Below are 20,412 nucleotides of genomic sequence, written 5' to 3' on the forward strand. Positions count from 1 at the left end.
CTCCCCGGTTCCCCCGATTCCGACCGCCGCCCGTAGGAGCCCCCGATGAACGCAGTCCTCATCGCCCTCCTGGTGCTGCCGCTGCTCGGCGCCGCGCTCACCCTGGCGCCGGCGTTCGGCCGGGAGCCGGCCGCCGCCGACCGGCGGGCGCTGCGGCTGAACACCGTCGTCACCGGCGCGGTGCTGCTGCTCACCGTCGCCCTGGCGGCCGGATTCGACCACGACGAACCCGCCCGGATGCAGGCCACCACCGACGTGTCCTGGATCCCGGCCCTCAACGTGCGCCTCCACCTCGGCGTGGACGGCGTCTCGCTGCCGCTGATCGTGCTGACCGCACTGCTCACCTTCCTCTGCGCGCTGTACTCGGAGAAGCGGCTGCCGGGCGGGGACGCCCGGGGCGAGGCCGCTGATGGGCGCCGTCCGTCGGCGAAGGCCTTCGTCGGGCTGTTCCTCCTCCTCGAAGTCGGCATGCTCGCCACCTTCGCGGTGCTGGACCTCCTGCTCTTCTTCCTGGCCTTCGAGATCGTGCTGATCCCGATGTACTTCCTGATCGCCCGCTGGGGGAGCGGCGCGAAGGCCCCGGCCGCCAACCGGTTCATCCTGTACACGCTGCTCGGCTCGGCCGTGATGCTGCTCGGCTTCCTGCTGATCGGCAGCAAGGCCGGGACCTTCGACATGCAGGCCCTGGCCGCCGCGCACGGCAACGGCCTGAGCCACACCACCCAGGTGATCGCCGCCCTGGCGATCATGGTCGGGCTCGCGGTCAAGGCCCCCGCCTGGCCGCTGCACAGCTGGCTCCCGGACGCGCACACCGCCGCTCCGACGGTCGGCTCGGTGCTGCTCGCCGGCGTGCTGCTGAAGATGGGCACGTACGGTCTGGTCCGCGTCCTCCTCCCGGTCGTGCCCGACGGCACCGCGACGCTCGCCCCCTACCTGGGCGCGTTCGCCGCCGTCGGCATCGTCTACGGATCACTGGCCTGTCTGGCGCTGGCCCGCCCCGGCGCCAAGGGCGACCTCAAGCGCCTGATCGCGTACTCCTCCGTCGGCCACATGGGCTTCGTGCTGCTGGGCATCGCCTCCCTCACTCCGGTGGGCGTCAACGGCGCGCTGTTCGCCAACATCGCCCACGGTCTGATCACCGGTCTGCTGTTCTTCCTCGTCGGCGCCCTCAAGGACCGCTACGGCACGGCGGACCTCGACACCCTCTCCGGCGCCACCGGCGCCGCCCTGTACGGCCGCGCCCCGCGGATCGGCGCGCTGCTCGCCTTCGCCGCCGTCGCCAGCCTCGGCCTGCCCGGCCTGGCCGGCTTCTGGGGCGAGCTGCTCGCCATGTTCGGCGCGTTCGACCCGGCCGACGGCCTGTCGCGCCCCGCGTTCGTCACCTACATGGTCCTGGCCGGTCTCGGTACCCTCCTCACGGCCGCCTACCTGCTGATCGTGGTCAAGCGCGTCTGCATGGGCGACCCCAAGCAGCCCGCCCCGGTGGAGCAGGTCGCCGACATGCGCCCGTACGAGGCCGTCAGCTGGACGCCGCTGGCCGCCCTCACCCTGCTTGCCGGCCTCTGGCCCGCGCTCCTGCTCGGCCTCTCCGACCCCGCCGTCAAGCACCTCCTCGGGGGTGGCTGACCGTGCTCGGAGCCCAGATCGCCGCACTCGGACCTCACTCCACGGGGCAGCACACTGTGACCTCCCTCGCCGTAGCCAACCCGGGCAGCCTGATCCAGTCCGTGGACTGGGTGGCGATCGCGCCCCCGCTGATCGCCGCGGTGGCCGCCCTCGCCGTCCTGCTCACCGACCTGTTCCTGCCCGAGCGGCACCGGAAGTGGCTCGGCCGCCTCGCCGCGGCCGGACTCGCCCTCGCCCTCATCGCACTCCTCCCCCTCACCGGGGGATCACCCCGGGCGACCTTCTGTGTGCAGAACGTAGCAGGGGGGTCTGACAACGCGGGCTGCTCGTACGTCGCCGACCACTTCGCCCTGGTGTTCCAGCTGCTCGCCCTCGGCGGTGCGCTGATCGCCGCGCTGCTCTCCGCGCACACCGTCGAGGAGGAGAAGCTGCCCGGCGGCGAGTACTGGTTCCTGCTGCTCTCCAGCGCCACCGGTGCCGCGCTGCTGCCCGCCTCCCGCGACCTCGCCACCATGGTGATCGCGCTGGAGGTCGCCTCGCTGCCCGCCTTCGCCCTGGTCGCGCTGCGCCGGGACGGCCGGGGCGCCGAGGCCGCGCTCAAGTTCTTCGTCTCCTCCGTCACCGCCACGGCCGTGATGCTGCTCGGCGTCGGCTTCGTCTACGCGGCCAGCGGCAGCCTGCACCTCGGCGCCGTCGCCCAGGGCCTGGAACACGCCCCCGGGCAGCTCAAGCCGCTGGCCGAGGCGGGCGCCGTGCTGACTCTGGTCGGCTTCGCCTTCAAGGTCGCCGCCGTCCCGTTCCACTTCTGGGTGCCCGACACCTACACCGGCGCCCCGCTGCCGGTGGCCGGTTACCTCTCGGTGGTCGGCAAGGCGGCCGGCCTGTCCGGCCTCGCGCTCGCCACCACCATCGCCTTCCGCCCGTACGCGCACACCTGGGGCCTGGCGCTCGCCGTGCTGGCCGCCGTCACCATGACGGTGGGCAACGTCGGCGCGCTGCGCCAGCGCTTCGACACCCGCTACAGCGCGGTGCGGCTGCTCGCCTGGTCGTCCGTCGGCCAGGCCGGCTACCTGCTGGTGCCGCTCGCCGCCGCCGGCTACGCGCCCACCGGGGTCGATCCGCTCGGCGCCACCGCCGCGTACGCGCTGATCTACGGCGTGGTGAACCTCGGCGCGTTCGGCGTGGTCGCGGCGGTCGGCCGCCGGGCCGGGACCAGCGTGGACGACTTCCGCGGCCTGTTCGCCCGGCGCCGCTGGACGGCCCTCGCGCTCGCCTTCTTCCTGCTCTGCCTGGCCGGGCTGCCCCCGGGCGTGATCGGCCTGTTCGGCAAGGTCGTGGTGTTCCGCGCGGCCGTCGACGCCGGGCTGGGCTGGCTGGCCGTCGTGATGGCCGTCAACGTGGTCGTCGCGCTGTACTACTACCTGCTCTGGACGACCCGGCTGTTCGCCCCGGCGCCGGGTGCCGAGGAAGGTGCCGAACCGGGCGCCGCTCCGGTCGGCGGGGCCGGGGCCGAAGGCCGGCTGCCGGCCACCCTGACCGCCACGCTGGGGCTCACCGCCTCGGTGGCCGTGGTCCTCTCCTTCGCCCCGCAGCTGGTCCTCCAGGTCGCCGGCGGAAGCCTGTTCTGAGCGCGCGCCCGCCCGGCCGGCCGCCGCGGTCCGGCCCGGCGGGGTGCCGCGGTGGTGTCACGCCGGTCACAAGGGAACAAGGCCCAGGCCCCCACCCGTTGACCGGGCAAGAGGGACGAGGCAGAAAGGGCTTCCCCACCGCACCATTGGAGGGCCTGACGTGCACCGCCGGCACAACGGACTGAGGACCGCCGTCCTGCTCGGCGGCCTCTCGGCGCTCATCTTGGTGATCGGCGGATTCTTCGGCCGAACCGGCTTGGTGATCGCCCTGCTGGTCGCCCTCGGCACCAACGCCTACGCCTACTGGAACAGCGACAAGCTCGCGCTGCGGGCCATGCGGGCCCGGCCGGTCAGCGAGATCGAGGCGCCACGGCTCTACCGGATCGTCCGCGAGCTCTCCACCGCGGCCCGCCAGCCGATGCCGCGCCTCTACATCTCCCCGACCCCCGCGCCGAACGCCTTCGCCACCGGCCGCAACCCGCGCAACGCGGCCGTCTGCTGCACCGACGGCATCCTGCAGCTGCTGGACGAACGCGAGCTGCGGGGTGTGCTCGGGCACGAGCTGAGCCACGTCTACAACCGGGACATCCTGATCTCCTCGGTCGCCGGGGCGCTCGCCTCGGTGGTGATGTTCCTGGTGAACTTCGCCTGGCTGATCCCCTTCGGTCGCAGCGACGACGACGACGGGCCCGGCCTCTTCGGCATGCTCGCCATCATGATCCTCGGCCCGCTGGCGGCCGGGCTCATCCAGCTGGCCGTCAGCCGCTCCCGCGAGTACCAGGCCGATGCCGACGGCGCCCGGATCACCGGCGACCCGCTCGCCCTGGCCGGCGCCCTGCGCAAGCTCGACGCCGGCACCCGCCGGCTGCCCCTCCCGCCGGAGCCGCAGATCCAGACCGCCAGCCACATGATGATCGCCAGCCCCTTCCGCCCCGGCGAGGCCGGCGCCCGGCTCTTCTCCACCCACCCGCCGATGGCGGAGCGCATCGCCCGGTTGGAGCGGATGGCGGGCTACGGGCGCTGAGGCCCGCGCTCCGCGCGGGGCCGGAGGTCAGGCCGGCAGGTCCTCGTAGGCCCGGCGGAGGCGGTGGATCCCCTCGGCGGTGTGCGCGGAGCTCTCGGCGGCCGCGTAGCTGAGGCGCAGGTGCGGGGCCGGGGGTTCGGCCGCGTGGTACGGGCGGCCGGGGGTGACCTGGACGCCGGCGCGCAGGGCGGCGGCGGTGAGGGCGCCGTCGTCGACGCCGTCCGGGAGCCGCAGCCACAGGTGGTAGCCGCCGGGCCGGTAGGCGCCGAGCAGACCGGGCAGTTCGCGGTGCAGGGCGGCGACGGTGGCGGTGCGGCGGGTCCGCAGTTCCGCCCCGAGGGCGCGCAGGTGCCGGGCCCAGCCGGGGTCGGCGACCAGTTCCAGCGTCGCCTCCTGGAGCGGCCGGGGCACGAAGAAGCTGTCCACCACCTGGGTGGCCCGCAGCCGGGCCAGGGCCGGGCCGCGCGCGGTGAGCGCGCCGACCCGCAGATTGGGCGAGGCGGCCTTGGTCAGCGACCGCAGGTGCACCACGACCCCGTCCTGGTCGTCGGCGGCGAGCGGGCGCGGCAGCGCGGGGGCGTCCGCGTGGACGAGCAGGCGGGCGAAGTCGTCCTCGACGACGAACGCGCCGGCCGCCCGGGCGATCCGCAGCACCTCGGAGCGCCGGGTGGGGGAGAGCACCGCGCCGGTCGGGTTCTGGAACAGCGGCTGGCAGACGAAGACCCGCGCCCGGGTGGCCTCGAAGGCGTCGGCCAGCAGGTCGGTGCGCACCCCGTCGGCGTCGACCGGGACGGGGACGGGCCGCAGCCCGGCCGCGCGGACGACCGCCAGGATGCCCGAGTAGGTCGGCGACTCCACCAGGACGGGCGCGCCGGGCGCGGCGAGCGAGCGCATGGCCACGGTGAGCCCGCCCTGGCCGCCGGAGGTGATCAGGACGTCCCCGGCGCCGATCGGCCCGCCGGTGCCGCCGATGTCGCGGGCGAACCAGCCGCGCAACTCGGTGAGGCCGTCGGTGGGCGGCCGGTTCCAGGCGCCCGGGCGCCGTCCGGCCCGGGCGAGGGCGGTGGCCAGCAGGCGTTCGGGCAGCAGCGAGGCGTGCGGGTAGCCGCTGTTGAGGTCGATGACGTCGGGCGGGGGCACGCGGAGGGTGGCGAACACCGGGGCGGCCAGCAGGTCACGGGGGTCGGAGTCGGCGCTGAGCGCGACCTCCTGCCAGGAGAGGTCGCCGGGACGGGCGGCGGGCGCGGCGGTGCCGGCCGGGCGCCCGGCGAAGGCCGCCGCCCGGAACACCCCGGCGCCCGGCCGGGAGACCACCAAGCCCTCGGCCGCGAGGACCGCGATGGCCCGGGAGACCGTCACCGGGCTGACCTGGTGGCGCTCCACCAGCACCCGGCTGGACGGCAGCTTTCGCCCCTCCGGGTAGCGCTCGACCTCCCGTCGCAGCCTGTCGGCGAGTTCGGTCACACTGCTACGCTCGTTCATGACGGCACAAGATAGCGCTACCCGCCCGTCGGCGGTAGCACCGCGAAGCCCCGCCTCCGGCACCGCCCTGGCCGCCCTCGGGGTGGCCTCCTTCTCCCTCAGCTTCCCCGCCACCGCGTGGGCCCTGACCGGCTTCGGGCCGTGGACCGCGACCGGGCTGCGCGGCGCGCTGGCGGGGGTGCTGGCCGCGCTCTACCTGGCGGCCGTCGGCGCCCCGCTGCCGAAGCGGCGGCACTGGCCCGGCCTGCTGGTGGTGTCGGGAGGCTGTGTGCTGGGCTTCCCGCTGCTGACCACGCTCGCCCTGCGGACCTCCTCGACCGCCCACTCGGCTGTCGTCATCGGTGTCCTGCCGCTGGCCACCGCGGTGGTCGCGGCGCTGCGCACCGGCCGTCGGCCGTCCCGGGCGTTCTGGGCGGCGGCGGTGGCGGGGGCGGCGGCCGTCCTCGGCTTCACCCTGCTGCAGAGCCACGGTCGGCCGACCGTCGCGGACCTGCTCCTGTTCGTCGGGGTAGCGATCTGCGCGGCCGGGTACGCGGAGGGCGGGCGGCTCTCCCGGGACCTGCCGGGCGCCCAGGTGATCGCCTGGGCGGTGGTGGCCGCGCTGCCGGTGACGCTGCTGACCACCGCCCTCGCGCTGCCCGCCGAGCCGGTCCACCTCGGGGCGAAGGCGCTGACCGGGCTGGCGTACACGGCGGCGGTGTCGCAGTTCGGCGGGTTCGTGCTCTGGTACCGGGGGATGGCGGAGATCGGGGTGCCGAGGGCCAGCCAACTGCAACTCGCACAGCCGCTGTTGACCCTGGTCTGGTCGGTGCTGCTGCTGGGCGAGGACCTGCCCGCGGCCGCACCGGTCACGGCGGTGGTGGTGCTGGTCTGCATCGCGGTCACCCAGCGGGCCCGGACCTGAGGCGGGCCCGGAGCTGAGACGGTACGGGCGCGCGGGCCACCGGGTCGTCAGAGCGGGGTGCCCTCCTGGGGGCGGTAGACGCAGAGCGCGCAGATGATGAAGACGTCCAGTGCGATCACCACGAGCGACCAGAGCGGGAAGTACGGCAGGACCAGGAAGCTGTCGAGGGCACTCAGCGAGGTGAGGAGGATACCGGCGTAGCGGGCCCAGGCGGCGCCCTTGAGCAGGAACGCGCCGGTCACCGCGACCAGCACGCCGACGATGATGTGGACCCAGCCCCAGCCGGTGAGGTCGAACCGGAAGACGTAGCGGGGGGTGTGGACGAAGAGGTCGTCGTTGGAGACCGCCATGATGCCCCGGAAGGCCTCCATGATGCCGTTGATCAGCATCAGCACACCGGCGAACATCACCAGGCCGGGCGCCCAGTCGCTGAACTGGTTGCCCGGCGTCGGCTGCGGCGTGCCGGGGCCGGTGCGCCAGGTCTGCCCGGGCTGCTCGGGGTCGGTGCGCCGGGTCTGCCCGGGTTGCTCGGGGCCGGTGCGCGGGGGCTGCTCCGGCTGCTCGGGGTCGGGCGACGGGCTGCTCATGGACTCCTCCAGGGGCCGAACAGGCCTACGGGCGGACCGTACGGACTTCGACCGTCCGTCGGGCCGGGGCGCCGGGCAACCGGGCCGGGGCCGTTCGGGCGACGCGTCGTGCGGGCCCCGCGGTACGCCCGGAGCCCCGGCCCGGCGAGCGTGACGGGGGTCCGGGGCCGGGGTCCGGGAGCGGGGGTCGAGGGCGGTGGGGGCGGGAAGCCCGGCGCGAACCGGTTCGCGCCGGGCCCGCGCTCGTTAGGATGAGCGGGTGCCCCGCCGGCTCCGGGGCGCGGCATCCGGAGGGAGTGGGCCGTCATGGCAGACGAGAGGCACGCCTCGGCGGCCGCGGAAGCGCCCGTCCGAAGGCGCGGCCAGGGCGAGTTGGAGGCACAGGTACTCGCGGTGCTCCAACGGGCGCCCGGCCCGGCCACCGCGGGGTGGGTCCAGGAACGCCTGGAGGGCGACCTGGCGTACACCACCGTGATGACCATCCTGTCCCGGCTGCACGCCAAGAGCGCCGTCTCGCGGTCCCGTTCGGGCCGCTCCTACCTGTGGCAGGCCTCCTCCGACGCGGCCGGGCTGGCGGCCCTGCGGATGCGCCGGATGCTCGACGGAGAAGCGGACCGGGACGCCGTCCTGGCCAGCTTCGTGAGCGCGCTGCTCCCGCACGACGAGGACCTGCTGCGGGCGCTGCTGGACGCCGCGTCCGTCGATCCGGCAGCGGCCGACCGTGAGAGCTGACCCGTGGGCTTCTTCGTCTTCCTCCCGCTCATCCTGCCGCTGACCGCGGTGCCGATCGCGCGTCTCACCGAGCAGCACCTGCACCCGCGCGGTGCGGCCCGGCTGATGACCGTGATCAGCGCGGTGATGGCGGTGTGCAGTGTGCTCTGCCTCGGCCTGATCGGCGTGGTGGGCACCGCGCAGATCCCCGGCAACCCGCTGCCGGACAGCTGGTCCGACCCGGAGGTGCGGGCCGCGCTGCCGTACCACGAGACGTTCGGGACGGCCGCGATGTGGCTGCTGGTCCTGGTGGCCGCGGCCTGTGCCCGGACGGTCGGCCGGCATCTGCGGGTGCGCTCCCGGGCCCGGCGGGCGCTGACCGGGTTGCCGGCGGGGCCGGAGTCGGCCGGCGACCTCGCGGTGCTGCCGGACCGCAGCCCGTACGCGTACGCGCTGCCCGGTTCGCCGGGGCGGGTGGTGGTCTCCACCGGGATGCTGGCCGGGCTGCCCGAGGACGAGCGGGAGGCGTTGCTCGCGCACGAGCGGGCACACCTGCGCCACCGCCACCACCGGTACCTGCTGACCACCCAACTGGCTGCCTGCGTCAACCCGTTCCTGCGGCCGCTGCAGTACGCGGTGGCGTTCAGCGCGGAGCGCTGGGCGGACGAGGAGTCGGCGCAGGAGGTGGGGGACCGCCGGATCACCGCGCGGGCGGTGGCCCGGGCGGCCCTGGTGTCGCACGCGGCGCCGGCGCCCGGCTTCGCGGCCTTCGCCGCCCCGGCGCCCGCGCCCGGCCCGGTGCCGCGCCGGGTCGCCGCACTGCTCGGCCCGGTGCCGACGTCCCGCAACTGGCCCCCGGCGAAGACCCGGGCGGGCCTGGCCGCGATGGTCGCCGCGGCCGGTACGGCGGCGTCGGCGCTGTGCGCGCTCAACGCCGCCGTGGCCCTGCTGGTGGTGCTGAAGGCCGTCACCCCGCTGTAGACCGGGTGGATCAGGCAGATCAGGCAGTGGCGAGCGCGTCCAGGGCGGCCTCGGCGTCGGCCAGGGACTTCGCGGCGATCGGCTGCAGCCCGGCCAGGGCGGGGATGTCGTCGGCGCGGGTGAGTTCGGCCGGGACGATGTGCAGGTGCTCGGCCGGGACGCCGAGCCTGGCGAAGTAGGCCCGCAGGTACGGGGTCTGGAAGTCGAAGGCCTCACGCGGGGTGCCGGGGCCGTAGCCGCCGCCGCGGGCGGCCGCGACGACGACCCGGGTGCGGCGCAGCAGGCTCTCGCCGGTGGCCGGGTCGGTGTAGACGCCGGGGAAGCTGATCCGGTCGATCCAGGCCTTGAACACGGCCGGGACGGTGAGGTTGTACATCGGCACGCCGAGCAGCACGGTGTCGGCGGCGAGCAGCCGGTCGACCAGCGGGTGGGTGAGGGACCACTCGTGTTCCTCGTCCGGGCCTTCGGCGAGGGCGGCGATGTCGGAGGCCGGGATGGTCCCCTTGCGTTCGACGCGGCGGCCGAGCATGGCGTACCCGGCGCCGATCGTGGCGACCGGCTCGGCGGCGAGGTCCCGGTAGACGTACCGGCCGGCGGAGCCGTGCCGGGCGCGCCAGGCGGCGGCGAACCGGGCGGTCAGCGCGCGGCTGACCGAGTCGCCGAGGCTGATGCTGGAGTCCAGGTGCAGCAGGGTGGTGGTGGTCACAGCGTTCTCCCGTCACTTCGGTGGTGGGTGGATCGTCATCGGTGTGACGGGCGGGGCCGAGGAAAGGTGACCGATGGACCGGGACGAGGTGCTGGCGGCGCGGTTCGAGGCCGAGCGGGGGAGGCTGCGGGCGGTCGCCCAGCGGATGCTCGGGTCGACGGGCGAGGCGGAGGAGGCCGTCCAGGAGGCGTGGCTGCGGCTGGACCGGGCCGGCCCGGACGAGGTGGACAACCTGCCGGGCTGGCTGACCACGGTGGTGTCGCGGATCTGCCTGGACGTGCTGCGGGCCCGCGCGGTGCGCCGCGAGGAGCCGACCGGTGACGCGTTGCCGGCCGGTCTGCCGGACCCGGCGGCCGGGGCGGGGGCCGAGGGCGCGGACCCGGAGCGGGAGGCGCTGCTGGTCGACTCGGTGGGCCGGGCGCTGCTGGTGGTGCTGGACCGGCTGGGGCCGGCCGAGCGGGTCGCCTTCGTGCTGCACGACGGTTTCGCGGTGCCGTTCGAGCAGATCGCGCCGATCGTCGGCCGGACCCCGGTGGCCGCCAAGAAGCTGGCCAGCCGGGCCCGGCAGCGGGTGCGCGGGGCGGCCGTGCTGCCGCCGGAGCGGCTGGCCGGGCACCGGCGGGTGGTGGAGGCGTTCCTGTCCGCCGCCCGGGGCGGGGACCTGGCCGCGCTGCTGGCGGTGCTGGCGCCGGACGTGGTGCGCCGGGCCGATCCGGCCGCGCTGCCGGCCGGGCGTTCCCCGGTGGCCCGGGGCGCGGAGACGGTGGCCCGGGAGACGACGGTGTTCGGCCGGCGGGCCCGGTTCGGCGCGGTGGCGCTGGTGGACGGGGTGCCGGGGATCGTGATCGCCCCGGGCGGGCGGTTGCGGCTGGTGCTGCGGGTGGCGGTGGCGGACGGCCTGGTGGCCGGCTACGAGGTGGTCGCCGACCCGGAGCGGCTGGCCGCCCTGGAGCTGGCCGTGCTGCCGGAGTGACCGGGTCGCGCCACTGGATCCGGCGGCCCCCAGCCTCAGCCGTCAGCCGTCCAGCGCGTCCCGGAGCTGGCGGAACTCGGCGGCCAGCCCGTCCAGCGTGTAGTGCGCGTTGAGCCCGCTCGGGTTGGGCAGCACCCACACCTCGGTGTCGCCGATGCCCTCCGGCTGGCGGCCGATCGCGGCCCGCCGCTGCCCGAAGGCCGTCCGGTAGGCGCCGATGCCGAGCACGGCCAGGACGCGCGGGCGCAGCCGCAGCACGCGTTCGGTGAGCGCGGCGCCGCCCTCGCGCAGTTCCTCGGCGGTCAGTTCGTCGGCCTTGGCGGTGGTGCGCGGGGCGACGTTGGTGATGCCCAGGCCGAGCGCGGGCAGTTCGCCCTGCTCGTCCGGGCGGAACTGGCGCGTGGTGAAGCCGGAGCGGTGCAGGGCGGGCCAGAAGCGGTTGCCGGGCCGGGCGAAGTGGTGCCCGGTGGCGCCGGACCACAGGCCCGGGTTGATGCCGCAGAACAGCACCCGCAGTCCGGGCCCGGTGACGTCCGGGATGGTGGTGTTCTTGGCCGCCTGGAGCTGTTCGGCGGTGGGCTTCACGGGAGGGAGGGGCTGGTTCGGCACCCGGCCAAGTCTGCCCGTTCCCTGATGAGCCGGGTACGCCGGTTCCGCAGCCAGCGGAGGCCGAACACCACCAGTGCCGCGTACGCCCAGCCCGCGAAGATGTCCACGATGAAGTGCTCGGCGCCGTACACCAGGGTGAACGCCATCGCGAGCGGATAGGCGACCAGCAGCGCCCGCAGCCAGGGGCGGGCCGTAGGCCAGAAGAAGAACAGCAGCATCGCCGGGTAGGCGGAGTGCAGCGAGGGCATCGCGGCGACGTCGTTGGCGAACTGGCTGCCGTTCTCGACCAGCGAGTTGGCCTGCGGCAGCCCGCTCGTGGAGATCACGTCCCATACGACCCGGGTGAGCCCCGGCAGGTGGCCCTCCTGGGCGACCAGCCACGGCGGGTCGGCCGGGTAGAGCAGGTACGTGGCGAAGCTGGCGAAGGTGAGCAGCAGGTAGCAGGCGAGCAGTTGACGGAACCGCTCGTGCCGGCGCCGCCAGAGCACCGCGAGAAGGACGAACACCAGGAAGAAGTGCGAGAGGTAGACGACGGTCGCCGCGTAGTCGTACCAGTGCGGCGAGCCGGGCGTCCACAGCGCGTGCTGGAGCCGGACGGTCCAGGTCTCGCCGAAGCCGAGCACCTCGTCGGCGCGCAGTTGCGGCAGCCAGTGCGGGGCCCACGGGGTGTGCGCGCCGTAGCCGCGCAGCAGCGAGTACGTCCAGACCGCGGCCATCACCGGCACCCAGTCGCGCAGTACCAGCAGGAAGCCGCGTCGGCCGTGCCCGCTGTGCACGGCCGCCGTCAGCAGGGCGCCGATCAGCCACAGGAACACCACGTCGTTGGCGAAGGCCATGCCCTGGGTGCGCAGGTACCAGACGAGCGCGGTCAGGTAGACCGGCCAGGCCAGCAGCCGGAGTCTCGACAGACCGGTACGGCGGGGGCGGGCGGTCACGGGTCGCAGTCGCCCGGCCCGCGCCGGGGTGGGCGGGGCCGGGCTGAGCAGCTTCGTCATGCTCACCGAAACTACCAACGCAAACTTGGAGGACTCTGGGTGAACCATGACCGCCTCGTAAGAAAGTCGCACAGTCGGACCGCCGTTCTGGCGGCGGAGCAGCGGGGTGACGGCCCCGTCATGAGACGAAGCCCAGCTCGTGCGGGGTGTTGTTGAGCCGGCGGCCGCCGGTGGGGGTGACGGTGACGATGTCCTCGATCCGCACCCCGAAGCGGCCGGGCAGGTAGACGCCGGGCTCGATGGAGAAGCACATGCCGGACACCAGCGGCCGCTCCTCGCCCTCGACCAGGTACGGCGGTTCGTGCGTGGTGATGCCGATGCCGTGCCCGGTGCGGTGGATGAAGTACTCGCCGAAGCCGGCCTCGGTGATCACCCGGCGGGCGATCCGGTCGATCTCCTGGCAGCTGACCCCGGGTCGGACCGCCTCGAACGCGGTCTGCTGGGCGAGCCGGACCACGTCGTGCACCTTCTGGACCTCCGCCGGCACCTCGGTGCCGACGTGCACGGTGCGGGTGGTGTCGGAGCCGTAGCCGTCCTTGAGCCCGCCGAAGTCCAGCACCACGGTGTCGCCGGGCCGGATCACCCGGTCGCCGGCCTCGTGGTGCGGGTCGGCGCCGTTCGGGCCGGAGCCGACCACGGTGAAGTCGACCTGGCTGTGCCCGTACTTGATGAGCAGTGCGCCGAGGTCGGCGGCGACGTCGGTCTCCCGGCGGCCGGCGAACTCGACCTCCAGGATGCCCCGGTAGGCGGCGTCCGCGGCGCCGCCGGCCGCGGCCAGCCGCTCCAGCTCCTCGGTGCCCTTGACCGCGCGCAGCATCGGCAGGGTCTCGGTGAGCGAGGTGAAGCCGGTGCCGGGCAGCGCGGCCTGGAGGCCGAGCAGGTGCATCGCCCAGGCGTTGTCGGAGATGCCGTACCGCCCGGCCGGGTCGAGCAGCGGGCGGACGGTGGCGTACGGGTCTTCGCCGTCGGTCCAGTCGAGCAGCCGCAGGGCCGGGGCGCCGGCCGCCCTCTTGGCGTCCGGGCGCTCCAACCTGGGGACGATCAGCGCGGGTGCGCGTCCGGCGGTGATCACCAGGGCGGTGAGCCGCTCGGTGATCGCGGTGGGCTGGTAGCCGCACAGGTAGACCAGGTCGGGGCCGGGGGCGACGACCAGGCCGGACAGTCCGGCGGCGGTCGCTTCGGCGGCGGCCCGGGCCGTCCGGGCGGTGTAGTCCTCGGTGGTGAAGGGTCGAGGCACGGTCGGGTCCTCCTCGAAGGCCGGGCGGGCTACTTGCGGACGGTGTCCTGCAAGTTGAGGTCGTCGATCTTGTCCTGGATCTCGGCGAGCCTGCCCGGGCAGTACACCGAGAGCACGATCGCCTCGGCCCGCACCGCGTCGCGGTCGGACAGCACCGGCCGTTGGCCCGGCCCGTCGGCGCCGTTGGACATGCCGGACGTCCACTGCGCCTGGGTCAGGGCGTTCGACGGGTTCGCGCAGACGGCGCCGCCGTCCTCGCCCAGGGTGTGCACGATCTGGTCCCGCGCGGGCACCGGATAGCCGGCCGAACCCAGCGCCCGGGCGAGCTGCCCGGCCTTGCGGTCGGCCTGGTCGGTGGCGTGCAGTTGGGTGAACGAGAGCAGGCCGGTGATCAGCATCGCGACCAGCAGCCCGATCGCCCCGAGATAGATCCAGCGGTGCCGGGAGGCCATCAGGCTGGTGGTCATGCCGCACCGCCCGCGGCGCCGCGCAGCTCGGCCGACTCCTGCGCGGCCAGCTCCGCCGCCGCCTCCGGGGAGCGCCAGCCGGGCTTGCGCAGCCGTAGGAACAGGTACGGGACCAGCAGGCCGAGGACCAACAGGCCGCCGCCGACGATCCCGATGTACGTCCAGACGCTGCCGCTGCCGAACTGGGACGACGGTACGAAGCCGATCGCCATCGCGCACGCCGAGGCGAGCAGCCCGACCACGCAGATCGGTACCAGCGCCGGGGCCCGGTAGCCGCGCGGGTGGTCCGGCCGGGTGCGCCGCAGCCGGATCGCGGCGGTGAACATCAGCAGGTAGACGATCAGGTACACCTGCGTGGTGATCACCGAGAAGATCCAGTACGCGCTGGAGACGTTCGGGATCAGCGCGTACAGCAGGGCGATCGCCGTGGTGACCACGCCCTGGGCGACCAGCAGGTTCTGCTGGACGCCCTCCCGGTTCAGCCTCTGCAGGAACGGCGGCAGGTAGCCCTCCTGCCGGGAGATCATCAACAGGCCCTTGGACGGCCCGGCCAGCCAGGTCAGCATGCCGCCGAGCGAGGCCGCGATCAGCGCCACCGCGATCACCGGGGTGAGCCAGCCGATGTCGAAGTACTGGAAGAAGGCGTCGAAGGCCTGCATCACGCCGGCCGTCAGGCTCAGCTCGCTGGACGGCACCACCCAACTGATCGCCAGCGCTGGCAGGATGAAGATCAGCAGCACCATCGCCGACGCGGTGAACATCGAGCGCGGGAACTCCCGCGCCGGATTGCGCAGCGAGGAGACGTGCACCGCGTTCATCTCCATGCCGGAGTAGCTGAGGAAGTTGTTGACGATCAGCACCAGGCTGGCCAGGCCGGTCCACTGCGGCAGCAGGTGCGCGGAGTCCATCGGCGCGGCGGAGCCGTTGCCCTGGCCGAGGAAGACGAAGCCGAGCACCACCAGCAGTGTGCCGGGGATCAGCGTGCCGATCACCAGGCCCATCGAGGACAGGCCGGCCACGGCCTTCGTCCCGCGCGAGGAGACCCAGACGCCGGTCCAGTACAGCACCATGATCACCACGGCGGTGTACGGGCCGTTGCTGGCCAGCCTCGGCTTCACCACGTACGCGATCGTCGATGCCACGTACGCCAGCAGCGACGGGTAGTAGAAGATCGTCATCGCGAACTGGCACCAGACGGCGAGGAAGCCCAGCGGCTTTGACAGGCCCTCCGAGACCCAGCGGTAGACGCCGCCCTCCCAGCCGGACGCCAGCTCGGCGGAGACCAGCGCGGTCGGCAGCAGGAACACCAGCGCCGGGACGAGGTAGAGGAAGACGCAGGCCAGGCCGTAGACGGCCATGGTCGGGGCGGAGCGCAGACTGGCCACCGAACTCGTGGTCATCAGGGCGAGCGTCAGCCAGGACATCCGGGGTGCGGTGACCACCCGGGCGGCCACCGCGCCGGTCCGCTCGCGGGTGGTCGGGCCGTCGGGGCTCCTCGGGCCGTCGGGGCTCCTCCGGTCACCGGGGCCTCCCCGGCCGCCGGGGTCGCCCTGGTCACCGGGGCTGCTCGGGTCACCGGACCTGCTGGGACCGTCGGGGGCGGCGGCCTCGCCGGGGCCGCCCCGGCCGGGCGAGGGCGCGTCCGTGGAACCCATCTGTCCTCCTCCGGTACGGCCCCGGCCGGCTGCGCGACGTCCGGGCGCGCGGCGCCGCGGGCGCGGACGCCGCCCGGGAGGGGCCCCGGGGCGGGCCGTACCCGGCCAGTTCACCCGGTTGCCGAGGCCGCCGCATGCGGCGTGCACCCGCGCGGGTGAGCGACTGTCAGGGGCGGGCCGCCGGATCCTGCGGCGCCGGCCAGGCGGCGCGGCGCAGCGTACGGCTCGCGGTCGCGGGCAGCAGGGCGGCCGCGAGCAGGACGCTGATCGCGGCTAGCGCGACGGCGGGGGAGAGGTGGTCCAGCAGCAGGCCGCTGCCGAGCGTCCCGGCCGGCATGCCCGCGGTCAGCAGCGTCATGGTCGCCGCGATCACCCGGCCGCGGAGCTCGTCCGGCACCTGCTGGAACACCAGCAGGTCCAGCATCACCCGCAGGGCCGGAACGCCGATCCCCACCACGAACAGCGCGGCGAACACGGTGGCCACCCCGCCCGGCAGCAGCGGCGCCAGCGTCACCGGCACGGCGGTCCAGGCCACCACCAGCAGCAGGACGCCCGGCCCGGCCAACCGGTGCAGCCGGGACACCAGGACCGCTCCGGCCAGCGCCCCCACCGCCTCGCCGGCCAGCGCCAGGCCGATCCCGGCGCTGCTCGTGCCCCCGTCCCGCAGCAGCACCATCACCGGCAGCATCAGGGCCGTCCCGGCGAAGTTGACCACCAGCAGGACGGCCAGGGCGGAGCGCAGCAGGGGGGCGGCGGCGAGCAGGCGGAACCCGGCCAGGGCGCCGCCGGACTCGGGGGCCGGTTCCGTGCCGCCCGGTTCGCGGTTCGGCTGTGTGGCGGTTTCGCCGCTCGGCTGTGCGTCGGCGGGGCGGCCGGGGAAGCGCACCACGAGCGCGGCCACCAGCGCGAGCAGGGAGGCGAGCGCGGTGCCGAGGAACGGCACCGCGCTGCCGAGCCCGTACAGGAAGCCGGCCAGCGGCGGACCGGCCAGCGAGGCCCCGGTCATCCGGGCCTCGTCCTGGGCGAGTGCCTGCGGCAGCTGCTCCGGCGCCACCACCGAGCGCAGTGCCAGCAGCCGGATCGGGCCGCTGTACGCGATGGTCGCCCCTACGGCGGCGGCGACGAGCAGCAGGTGGGCCAGGGTCAGCCGGTCGAAGGCCATGGCCACCGGGACGGTCGCCGTGACGAGCAGCCGGGCGGCGTCGGAGGCGATCAGCACCCGGCGGCGGTCGAGGCGGTCGGCGACCACGCCGCCGTGGACGCCCAGCAGCAGGGTCGTGACCATCTGTACGGCCCCGAAGGCCCCGGCGGCGGTGGAGGAACCGGTGAGTGCGAGGACCAGCAGTGGGAAGGCGGTGTCGCCGACCCGCATGCCGAGCGTCGCGGCGGCCTGGCCGGCCCAGAGCGCCTGGAAGCGGAAGTTCCGTCGCAGCGGGACGGGCGGCGTGGCCGCCGCGGCCCCCGCCGCCGTCTCTCCTGCCCCCGCTGCCGTCCTCGACTCGTCAGCCGCCGTTCTGTTCCCCGCCATGGCCCACCCCGCTGTTCGCGCTTCCGACATCATTCACGTTGTCGTGAATGATGTCGGAAGCATGATTGGTTGCGCAAGGGTGAGCGCTCACCAGAGCGTGATTGCGTGCGGCGCGGCCGATCTGCCAAGGTGGTGCCCGTGGCCGAGCACGATCTGGAACCCGCCGACGGCGGCGAGCAACCCACCACCTGGGTCAAGGAACGCCAGGTGGCCGACGTCGCCGTGCTCAAGGCGCTGGCCGACCCGCTGCGGCTGGCCATCCTCGGCGCCCTGAAGTCCGGCGAGGAGCGCCCGCTCACCGCCAAGGAGATCGCCGCCGCGCTCGGCGAACCGCAGACCAAGCTCTACCGCCACATCAAGCAGTTGGAGAAGGCGGGGCTGGTCATCGTGGCCGGCACCCGGCTGGTCTCCGGGATCGTCGAGAGCCGCTACGCCGCCGCCCAGGAGTCGATCCGGCTCGCCCCGGAGATGTTCACCGCGGACTCCCCGGGCCGCTCCGAGGCGTACGACGCCATCCTGGCCGCCATGGACCGGGTCCGCGGCGACTTCCGCGCCCAGGTCCTCGGCGGGCGGCTGGACTTCAGCTCGCCCCGGGACGGATCGGTCGGGCCGCCCGGACTGTTCGTGCACTCGACGCTGCGGCTCAGCCCGGACCGGCTGATCCGGCTGCGGACCCAACTCGCCGCAGTCATCGACGAGCTGAACGAGGAAGCGCCCAGCACGGCCGAGGACGCGGTGGACGTGACGGTCTTCACCCTGCTCTACGGACTCCAGCCGGGCACGGAATCATAAACTCCGCGCCGACTGTCGGTGCGGTGGGACACGATGACCGGCATGTCCTATGAACTCCAGGCCCTGATAGGAACATTCGAGCTGTTGGCGGTGGCCGCGGCGGAAACCTCGACGGCCCGGGTGGTGCCACTGGCGCAGGGTCTGGCCCTGATACCGGTCACCCCCGCGGTGCTCTCCGCCCTCCAGACCGACGACGGCTCGACGAAGCCCGCCGAGGGGGCCGGCTTCGGCTGGCACCCGGGCGGCTTCGAACTCCGGCTGGCCGCCTGGTCCAAGGCCGGCCCGATCGCCTGCGTCGAGGCCGAGTACTTCGGCGGCAGCGGCACCCAGCGCGCCGCCGTCTGGGAGGACGGCCGGATCGTCCTCGGACCGCTCACCAAGGGAGAGTTCGAACCCTTCCCGCCCGAGGGCTCCCCGATCTCCCGCGCCCTGCGGCGGATCGGCGCCCGCACCGAGGCCGGCCGGGTGGACGAGTTCGAGTCCGTCGGCCTGTCCGCCCACCGCGGCACCAGCGGCTGGGCAGCCGCCGACTGACCCGCCGCCGACTGACCCGTCGACGACTGAGATGCCGACGACTGAGATGCCGTCGGATGACTCGCCGTCGGGCGGCCCATCGCCGGATGGCTCATCGTCGGCCGGCCGTCGCGCGTCGTTCGGCGTAGCTGCGGTGGCTGCGTCAGGAATGCTGCCCCACCGTGTGAAGCAGGCGATCCCGCCCGACTCGCACTTGAGAGGGAGCAGTACCCATGCGTGCCACCCGGATGGTCGCCGCGCTGATCGCGGCCCTCGCACTGACCGTGGTCACCACGGCGTCCGCCGCCGGCCACGAAGCCGAGGCCCCGCGCACCACCCTCGCCTCCGTCCCGAACCCCGCCGCCATCCCGGCGCCCGCCGACGTGGTGGCCGCCGCCCCGCTCCTGCCCGCGGACCTGGCACTGCCGACCGTTCCGGTGCCCGTCGTCCCGGCCCTGCCCGCGACCCCGGACCCGAGTGCGGCCCTCGGGGCTCTCGGCGACGTCATCAACCAGATCGCCGGCCTGCTCTCGGAGGCCACGTCCACCACCCCCGACCCCGCGGCCGTCCAACAGCTCGTCGCCACCCTGCAGACCACCCTGCAGAGCCTGATCGCCCAGCTCCCGGCCGCCCCGGCGGTGACCGCCCCGACCCTGTCCAAGACCTCCGGCCCGGCCACCCTGCTGGACCAGCTCGCCACCCTGCGCGCCCAGGCCCAAGCCCTCGCCACGGCCACCCACCCCCGCCCCGCCGCCGGCTGACCCCACCCACGCGAAAGGCCCCGCCCCCTGGAGCTCAAGCTCCCGGAAGCGGGGCCCTGCCGCACAACCCTCCAGGGGTCAGCGGTAGTTCACGTACTGGATCGCGAAGTCCAGGTCCTTGCCCTTGAGCAGTGCCTGTACGGTCTGCAGGTCGTCGCGGCTCTTCGAGCTGACCCGCAGCTCGTCGCCCTGGACCTGCGCCTTGACGCCCTTCGGGCCCTCGTCGCGGATGATCTTCGCGACCTTCTTGGCATCCTCCGTGGAGATGCCCTCCTTGATGTCCGCGAAGATCTTGTACTCCTTGCCGGACAGCTGCGGCTCGCCGGCGTCCAGGGCCTTGAGCGACAGTCCGCGCTTGATGAACTTGCCCTGTAGGACGTCCAGGATGGCCTTCACGCGCTCCTCGCCGTTGGCCTTCATCTCGATCTTCTCGCCGGAGCGGCTGATCTCGCCGCCGACGCCCTTGAAGTCGAAACGGGTGGCGATCTCACGGGAGGTCTGGTTGATCGCGTTGTCGACCTCCTGCCACTCGACCTTCGAGACGATGTCGAAACTGGAGTCGGCCATGGGTGTTGGTCTCCTTGATGTTCTGGCTTCACTGGCACGGCCTGCCCCACCGGGCGTCCGCCTCCCCAGCCTATCCAGCGGTACCCCGCCCCCGCCCCCGACAGCCACGCCGTGGCCCTTGATCATCACGTGACCTATCGAGTGGCGGAGCACCCCCTGGCATCAGGTATTGTTTACGACGTCGAACGGGGCGGACGCCCCGGGGGACAAGATCCTGGCTGGTTGCCCGAGCGGCCAAAGGGAGCAGACTGTAAATCTGCCGCGTAAGCTACGCAGGTTCGAACCCTGCACCAGCCACAGGACAGAGAACGGCCCCCGATCTGCGGAGACGCGGATCGGGGGCCGTTGTCGTTTTCCCGCCGCGTGATCGTCGCGTGGGCGCCGCGGCGCTGCCGTGCCGGCGGCGAGGACACTTATTGCGCATTGCTTGCAATTACGGTCAGCAGGCAGCAGAGTGGGTGCGGGGGTGGGTGGGGCCGTTCAGCGTGATTGTGGTGGTGTCCCGGGTGTGCGTAGGGCGCGCCGGGGGTTCTTCGCAAGAGCTGGTCGTCTTCCCAACCGGCGCCCGCCGGGACAGCGGCCCACCCATCCCCGCCACCCCCCGCCATGAGCTCTCCCGCGGTGCGTCAAGGGCCCGTCAATGGTTCCTGGGACGGCGTCAGGAAC

20 protein-coding genes and 1 tRNA gene are annotated in these 20,412 nt (G+C 74.0%); 11 read left to right on the forward strand and 10 right to left on the reverse strand.

Annotated features, from left to right (window positions below; all coding sequences use genetic code 11):
- Window positions 1-45 precede the first annotated feature (45 nt).
- From ACIP37_RS22925 to htpX, 3 genes are all read left to right on the forward strand, one after another.
- Window positions 46-1,626: an NADH-quinone oxidoreductase subunit M gene (locus ACIP37_RS22925; protein WP_363579967.1), complete on the forward strand. Its 1,581-nt coding sequence runs from the start codon at window positions 46-48 to the stop codon at window positions 1,624-1,626.
- Between the two features lie 56 nt (window positions 1,627-1,682).
- Entirely contained in the window at window positions 1,683-3,254 is a 1,572-nt protein-coding gene (locus ACIP37_RS22930; RefSeq protein ID WP_363617875.1) for an NADH-quinone oxidoreductase subunit N, read from the forward strand.
- A gap of 160 nt (window positions 3,255-3,414) precedes the next feature.
- Complete coding sequence (htpX, locus tag ACIP37_RS22935; RefSeq protein WP_350876984.1) at window positions 3,415-4,278, forward strand: zinc metalloprotease HtpX; 864 nt, start codon at window positions 3,415-3,417, stop codon at window positions 4,276-4,278.
- A 27-nt stretch (window positions 4,279-4,305) separates the two neighbouring features.
- Here htpX and ACIP37_RS22940 read toward each other — a convergent pair whose 3' ends face one another.
- Window positions 4,306-5,760 carry a PLP-dependent aminotransferase family protein gene (locus tag ACIP37_RS22940; protein WP_363629311.1) on the reverse strand — a complete coding sequence of 485 codons (1,455 nt, stop codon included), beginning with the start codon at window positions 5,758-5,760 and terminating at the stop codon, window positions 4,306-4,308.
- On the opposite strand from ACIP37_RS22940, the gene ACIP37_RS22945 reads away from it, so the two are divergent.
- Complete coding sequence (locus tag ACIP37_RS22945) at window positions 5,759-6,664, forward strand: DMT family transporter (protein ID WP_363579970.1); 906 nt, start codon at window positions 5,759-5,761, stop codon at window positions 6,662-6,664. The two genes, ACIP37_RS22940 and ACIP37_RS22945, sit on opposite strands and share 2 nt — an antisense overlap.
- Window positions 6,665-6,711: 47 nt before the next feature.
- On the opposite strand, the gene ACIP37_RS22950 is transcribed toward ACIP37_RS22945, so the two are convergent.
- Window positions 6,712-7,251 (reverse strand): hypothetical protein, encoded by a 540-nt coding sequence (locus ACIP37_RS22950; protein WP_363579971.1) that lies wholly within the window; start codon window positions 7,249-7,251, stop codon window positions 6,712-6,714.
- 306 nt (window positions 7,252-7,557) lie between these two features.
- On the opposite strand from ACIP37_RS22950, the gene ACIP37_RS22955 reads away from it, so the two are divergent.
- Both ACIP37_RS22955 and ACIP37_RS22960 read left to right on the forward strand, forming a co-directional pair.
- Window positions 7,558-7,983, forward strand: a complete 426-nt coding sequence (locus ACIP37_RS22955; RefSeq protein WP_363579972.1) for a BlaI/MecI/CopY family transcriptional regulator — start codon at window positions 7,558-7,560, stop codon at window positions 7,981-7,983.
- Window positions 7,984-7,986: 3 nt separating this feature from the next.
- Window positions 7,987-8,943: a M48 family metalloprotease gene (locus ACIP37_RS22960; protein ID WP_350876994.1), complete on the forward strand. Its 957-nt coding sequence runs from the start codon at window positions 7,987-7,989 to the stop codon at window positions 8,941-8,943.
- A 19-nt stretch (window positions 8,944-8,962) separates the two neighbouring features.
- On the opposite strand, the gene ACIP37_RS22965 is transcribed toward ACIP37_RS22960, so the two are convergent.
- Window positions 8,963-9,649, reverse strand: a complete 687-nt coding sequence (locus tag ACIP37_RS22965) for an NAD(P)H-dependent oxidoreductase (protein WP_363579974.1) — start codon at window positions 9,647-9,649, stop codon at window positions 8,963-8,965.
- A gap of 73 nt (window positions 9,650-9,722) precedes the next feature.
- Here ACIP37_RS22965 and ACIP37_RS22970 point away from each other — a divergent pair, with 73 nt between their 5' ends.
- Window positions 9,723-10,622, forward strand: a complete 900-nt coding sequence (locus ACIP37_RS22970; RefSeq protein WP_400844399.1) for a sigma-70 family RNA polymerase sigma factor — start codon at window positions 9,723-9,725, stop codon at window positions 10,620-10,622.
- 42 nt (window positions 10,623-10,664) lie between these two features.
- Here the strand turns inward: ACIP37_RS22970 and mug are convergent, their stop codons facing one another.
- The 6 genes from mug to ACIP37_RS23000 form a co-directional block, all read right to left on the reverse strand.
- The gene (gene mug, locus ACIP37_RS22975) at window positions 10,665-11,207 is read right to left on the reverse strand and encodes a G/U mismatch-specific DNA glycosylase (RefSeq protein WP_400844402.1); all 543 of its coding nucleotides are present in this window, start codon (window positions 11,205-11,207) and stop codon (window positions 10,665-10,667) included.
- On the reverse strand, window positions 11,204-12,226 hold the full coding sequence (locus tag ACIP37_RS22980) for a phosphatase PAP2 family protein (protein WP_400844405.1): 1,023 nt from the start codon (window positions 12,224-12,226) through the stop codon (window positions 11,204-11,206). The genes mug and ACIP37_RS22980 overlap by 4 nt, the downstream gene beginning before the upstream one ends.
- A gap of 118 nt (window positions 12,227-12,344) precedes the next feature.
- A complete protein-coding gene (locus ACIP37_RS22985) occupies window positions 12,345-13,463 on the reverse strand; it encodes an aminopeptidase P family protein (RefSeq protein ID WP_363579980.1) in 1,119 nt (372 codons plus the stop codon).
- A gap of 29 nt (window positions 13,464-13,492) precedes the next feature.
- The gene (locus tag ACIP37_RS22990) at window positions 13,493-13,930 is read right to left on the reverse strand and encodes a hypothetical protein (RefSeq protein WP_363579982.1); all 438 of its coding nucleotides are present in this window, start codon (window positions 13,928-13,930) and stop codon (window positions 13,493-13,495) included.
- The gene (locus ACIP37_RS22995; protein ID WP_400844450.1) at window positions 13,927-15,354 is read right to left on the reverse strand and encodes an APC family permease; all 1,428 of its coding nucleotides are present in this window, start codon (window positions 15,352-15,354) and stop codon (window positions 13,927-13,929) included. The genes ACIP37_RS22990 and ACIP37_RS22995 overlap by 4 nt, the downstream gene beginning before the upstream one ends.
- Before the next feature lie 397 nt (window positions 15,355-15,751).
- A complete protein-coding gene (locus tag ACIP37_RS23000; protein ID WP_400844409.1) occupies window positions 15,752-17,113 on the reverse strand; it encodes an MFS transporter in 1,362 nt (453 codons plus the stop codon).
- 138 nt (window positions 17,114-17,251) lie between these two features.
- Here ACIP37_RS23000 and ACIP37_RS23005 point away from each other — a divergent pair, with 138 nt between their 5' ends.
- From ACIP37_RS23005 to ACIP37_RS23015, 3 genes are all read left to right on the forward strand, one after another.
- Window positions 17,252-17,905, forward strand: coding sequence for a helix-turn-helix domain-containing protein (locus ACIP37_RS23005; RefSeq protein WP_363579986.1), 654 nt, complete (start codon window positions 17,252-17,254; stop codon window positions 17,903-17,905).
- 42 nt (window positions 17,906-17,947) lie between these two features.
- Window positions 17,948-18,439 carry a hypothetical protein gene (locus ACIP37_RS23010; RefSeq protein WP_363579988.1) on the forward strand — a complete coding sequence of 164 codons (492 nt, stop codon included), beginning with the start codon at window positions 17,948-17,950 and terminating at the stop codon, window positions 18,437-18,439.
- A 212-nt stretch (window positions 18,440-18,651) separates the two neighbouring features.
- Complete coding sequence (locus tag ACIP37_RS23015; protein WP_400809040.1) at window positions 18,652-19,179, forward strand: hypothetical protein; 528 nt, start codon at window positions 18,652-18,654, stop codon at window positions 19,177-19,179.
- A gap of 78 nt (window positions 19,180-19,257) precedes the next feature.
- Here the strand turns inward: ACIP37_RS23015 and ACIP37_RS23020 are convergent, their stop codons facing one another.
- Window positions 19,258-19,746 (reverse strand): YajQ family cyclic di-GMP-binding protein, encoded by a 489-nt coding sequence (locus tag ACIP37_RS23020; RefSeq protein WP_063348915.1) that lies wholly within the window; start codon window positions 19,744-19,746, stop codon window positions 19,258-19,260.
- Between the two features lie 216 nt (window positions 19,747-19,962).
- On the opposite strand from ACIP37_RS23020, the gene ACIP37_RS23025 reads away from it, so the two are divergent.
- Window positions 19,963-20,043, forward strand: a tRNA-Tyr gene (locus ACIP37_RS23025).
- Window positions 20,044-20,412 lie beyond the last annotated feature (369 nt).

Origin of the sequence: Kitasatospora sp. NPDC088861, assembly GCF_044750105.1 — a bacterium.
In the GTDB taxonomy this organism is placed as follows: Bacteria; Actinomycetota; Actinomycetes; order Streptomycetales; family Streptomycetaceae; genus Kitasatospora.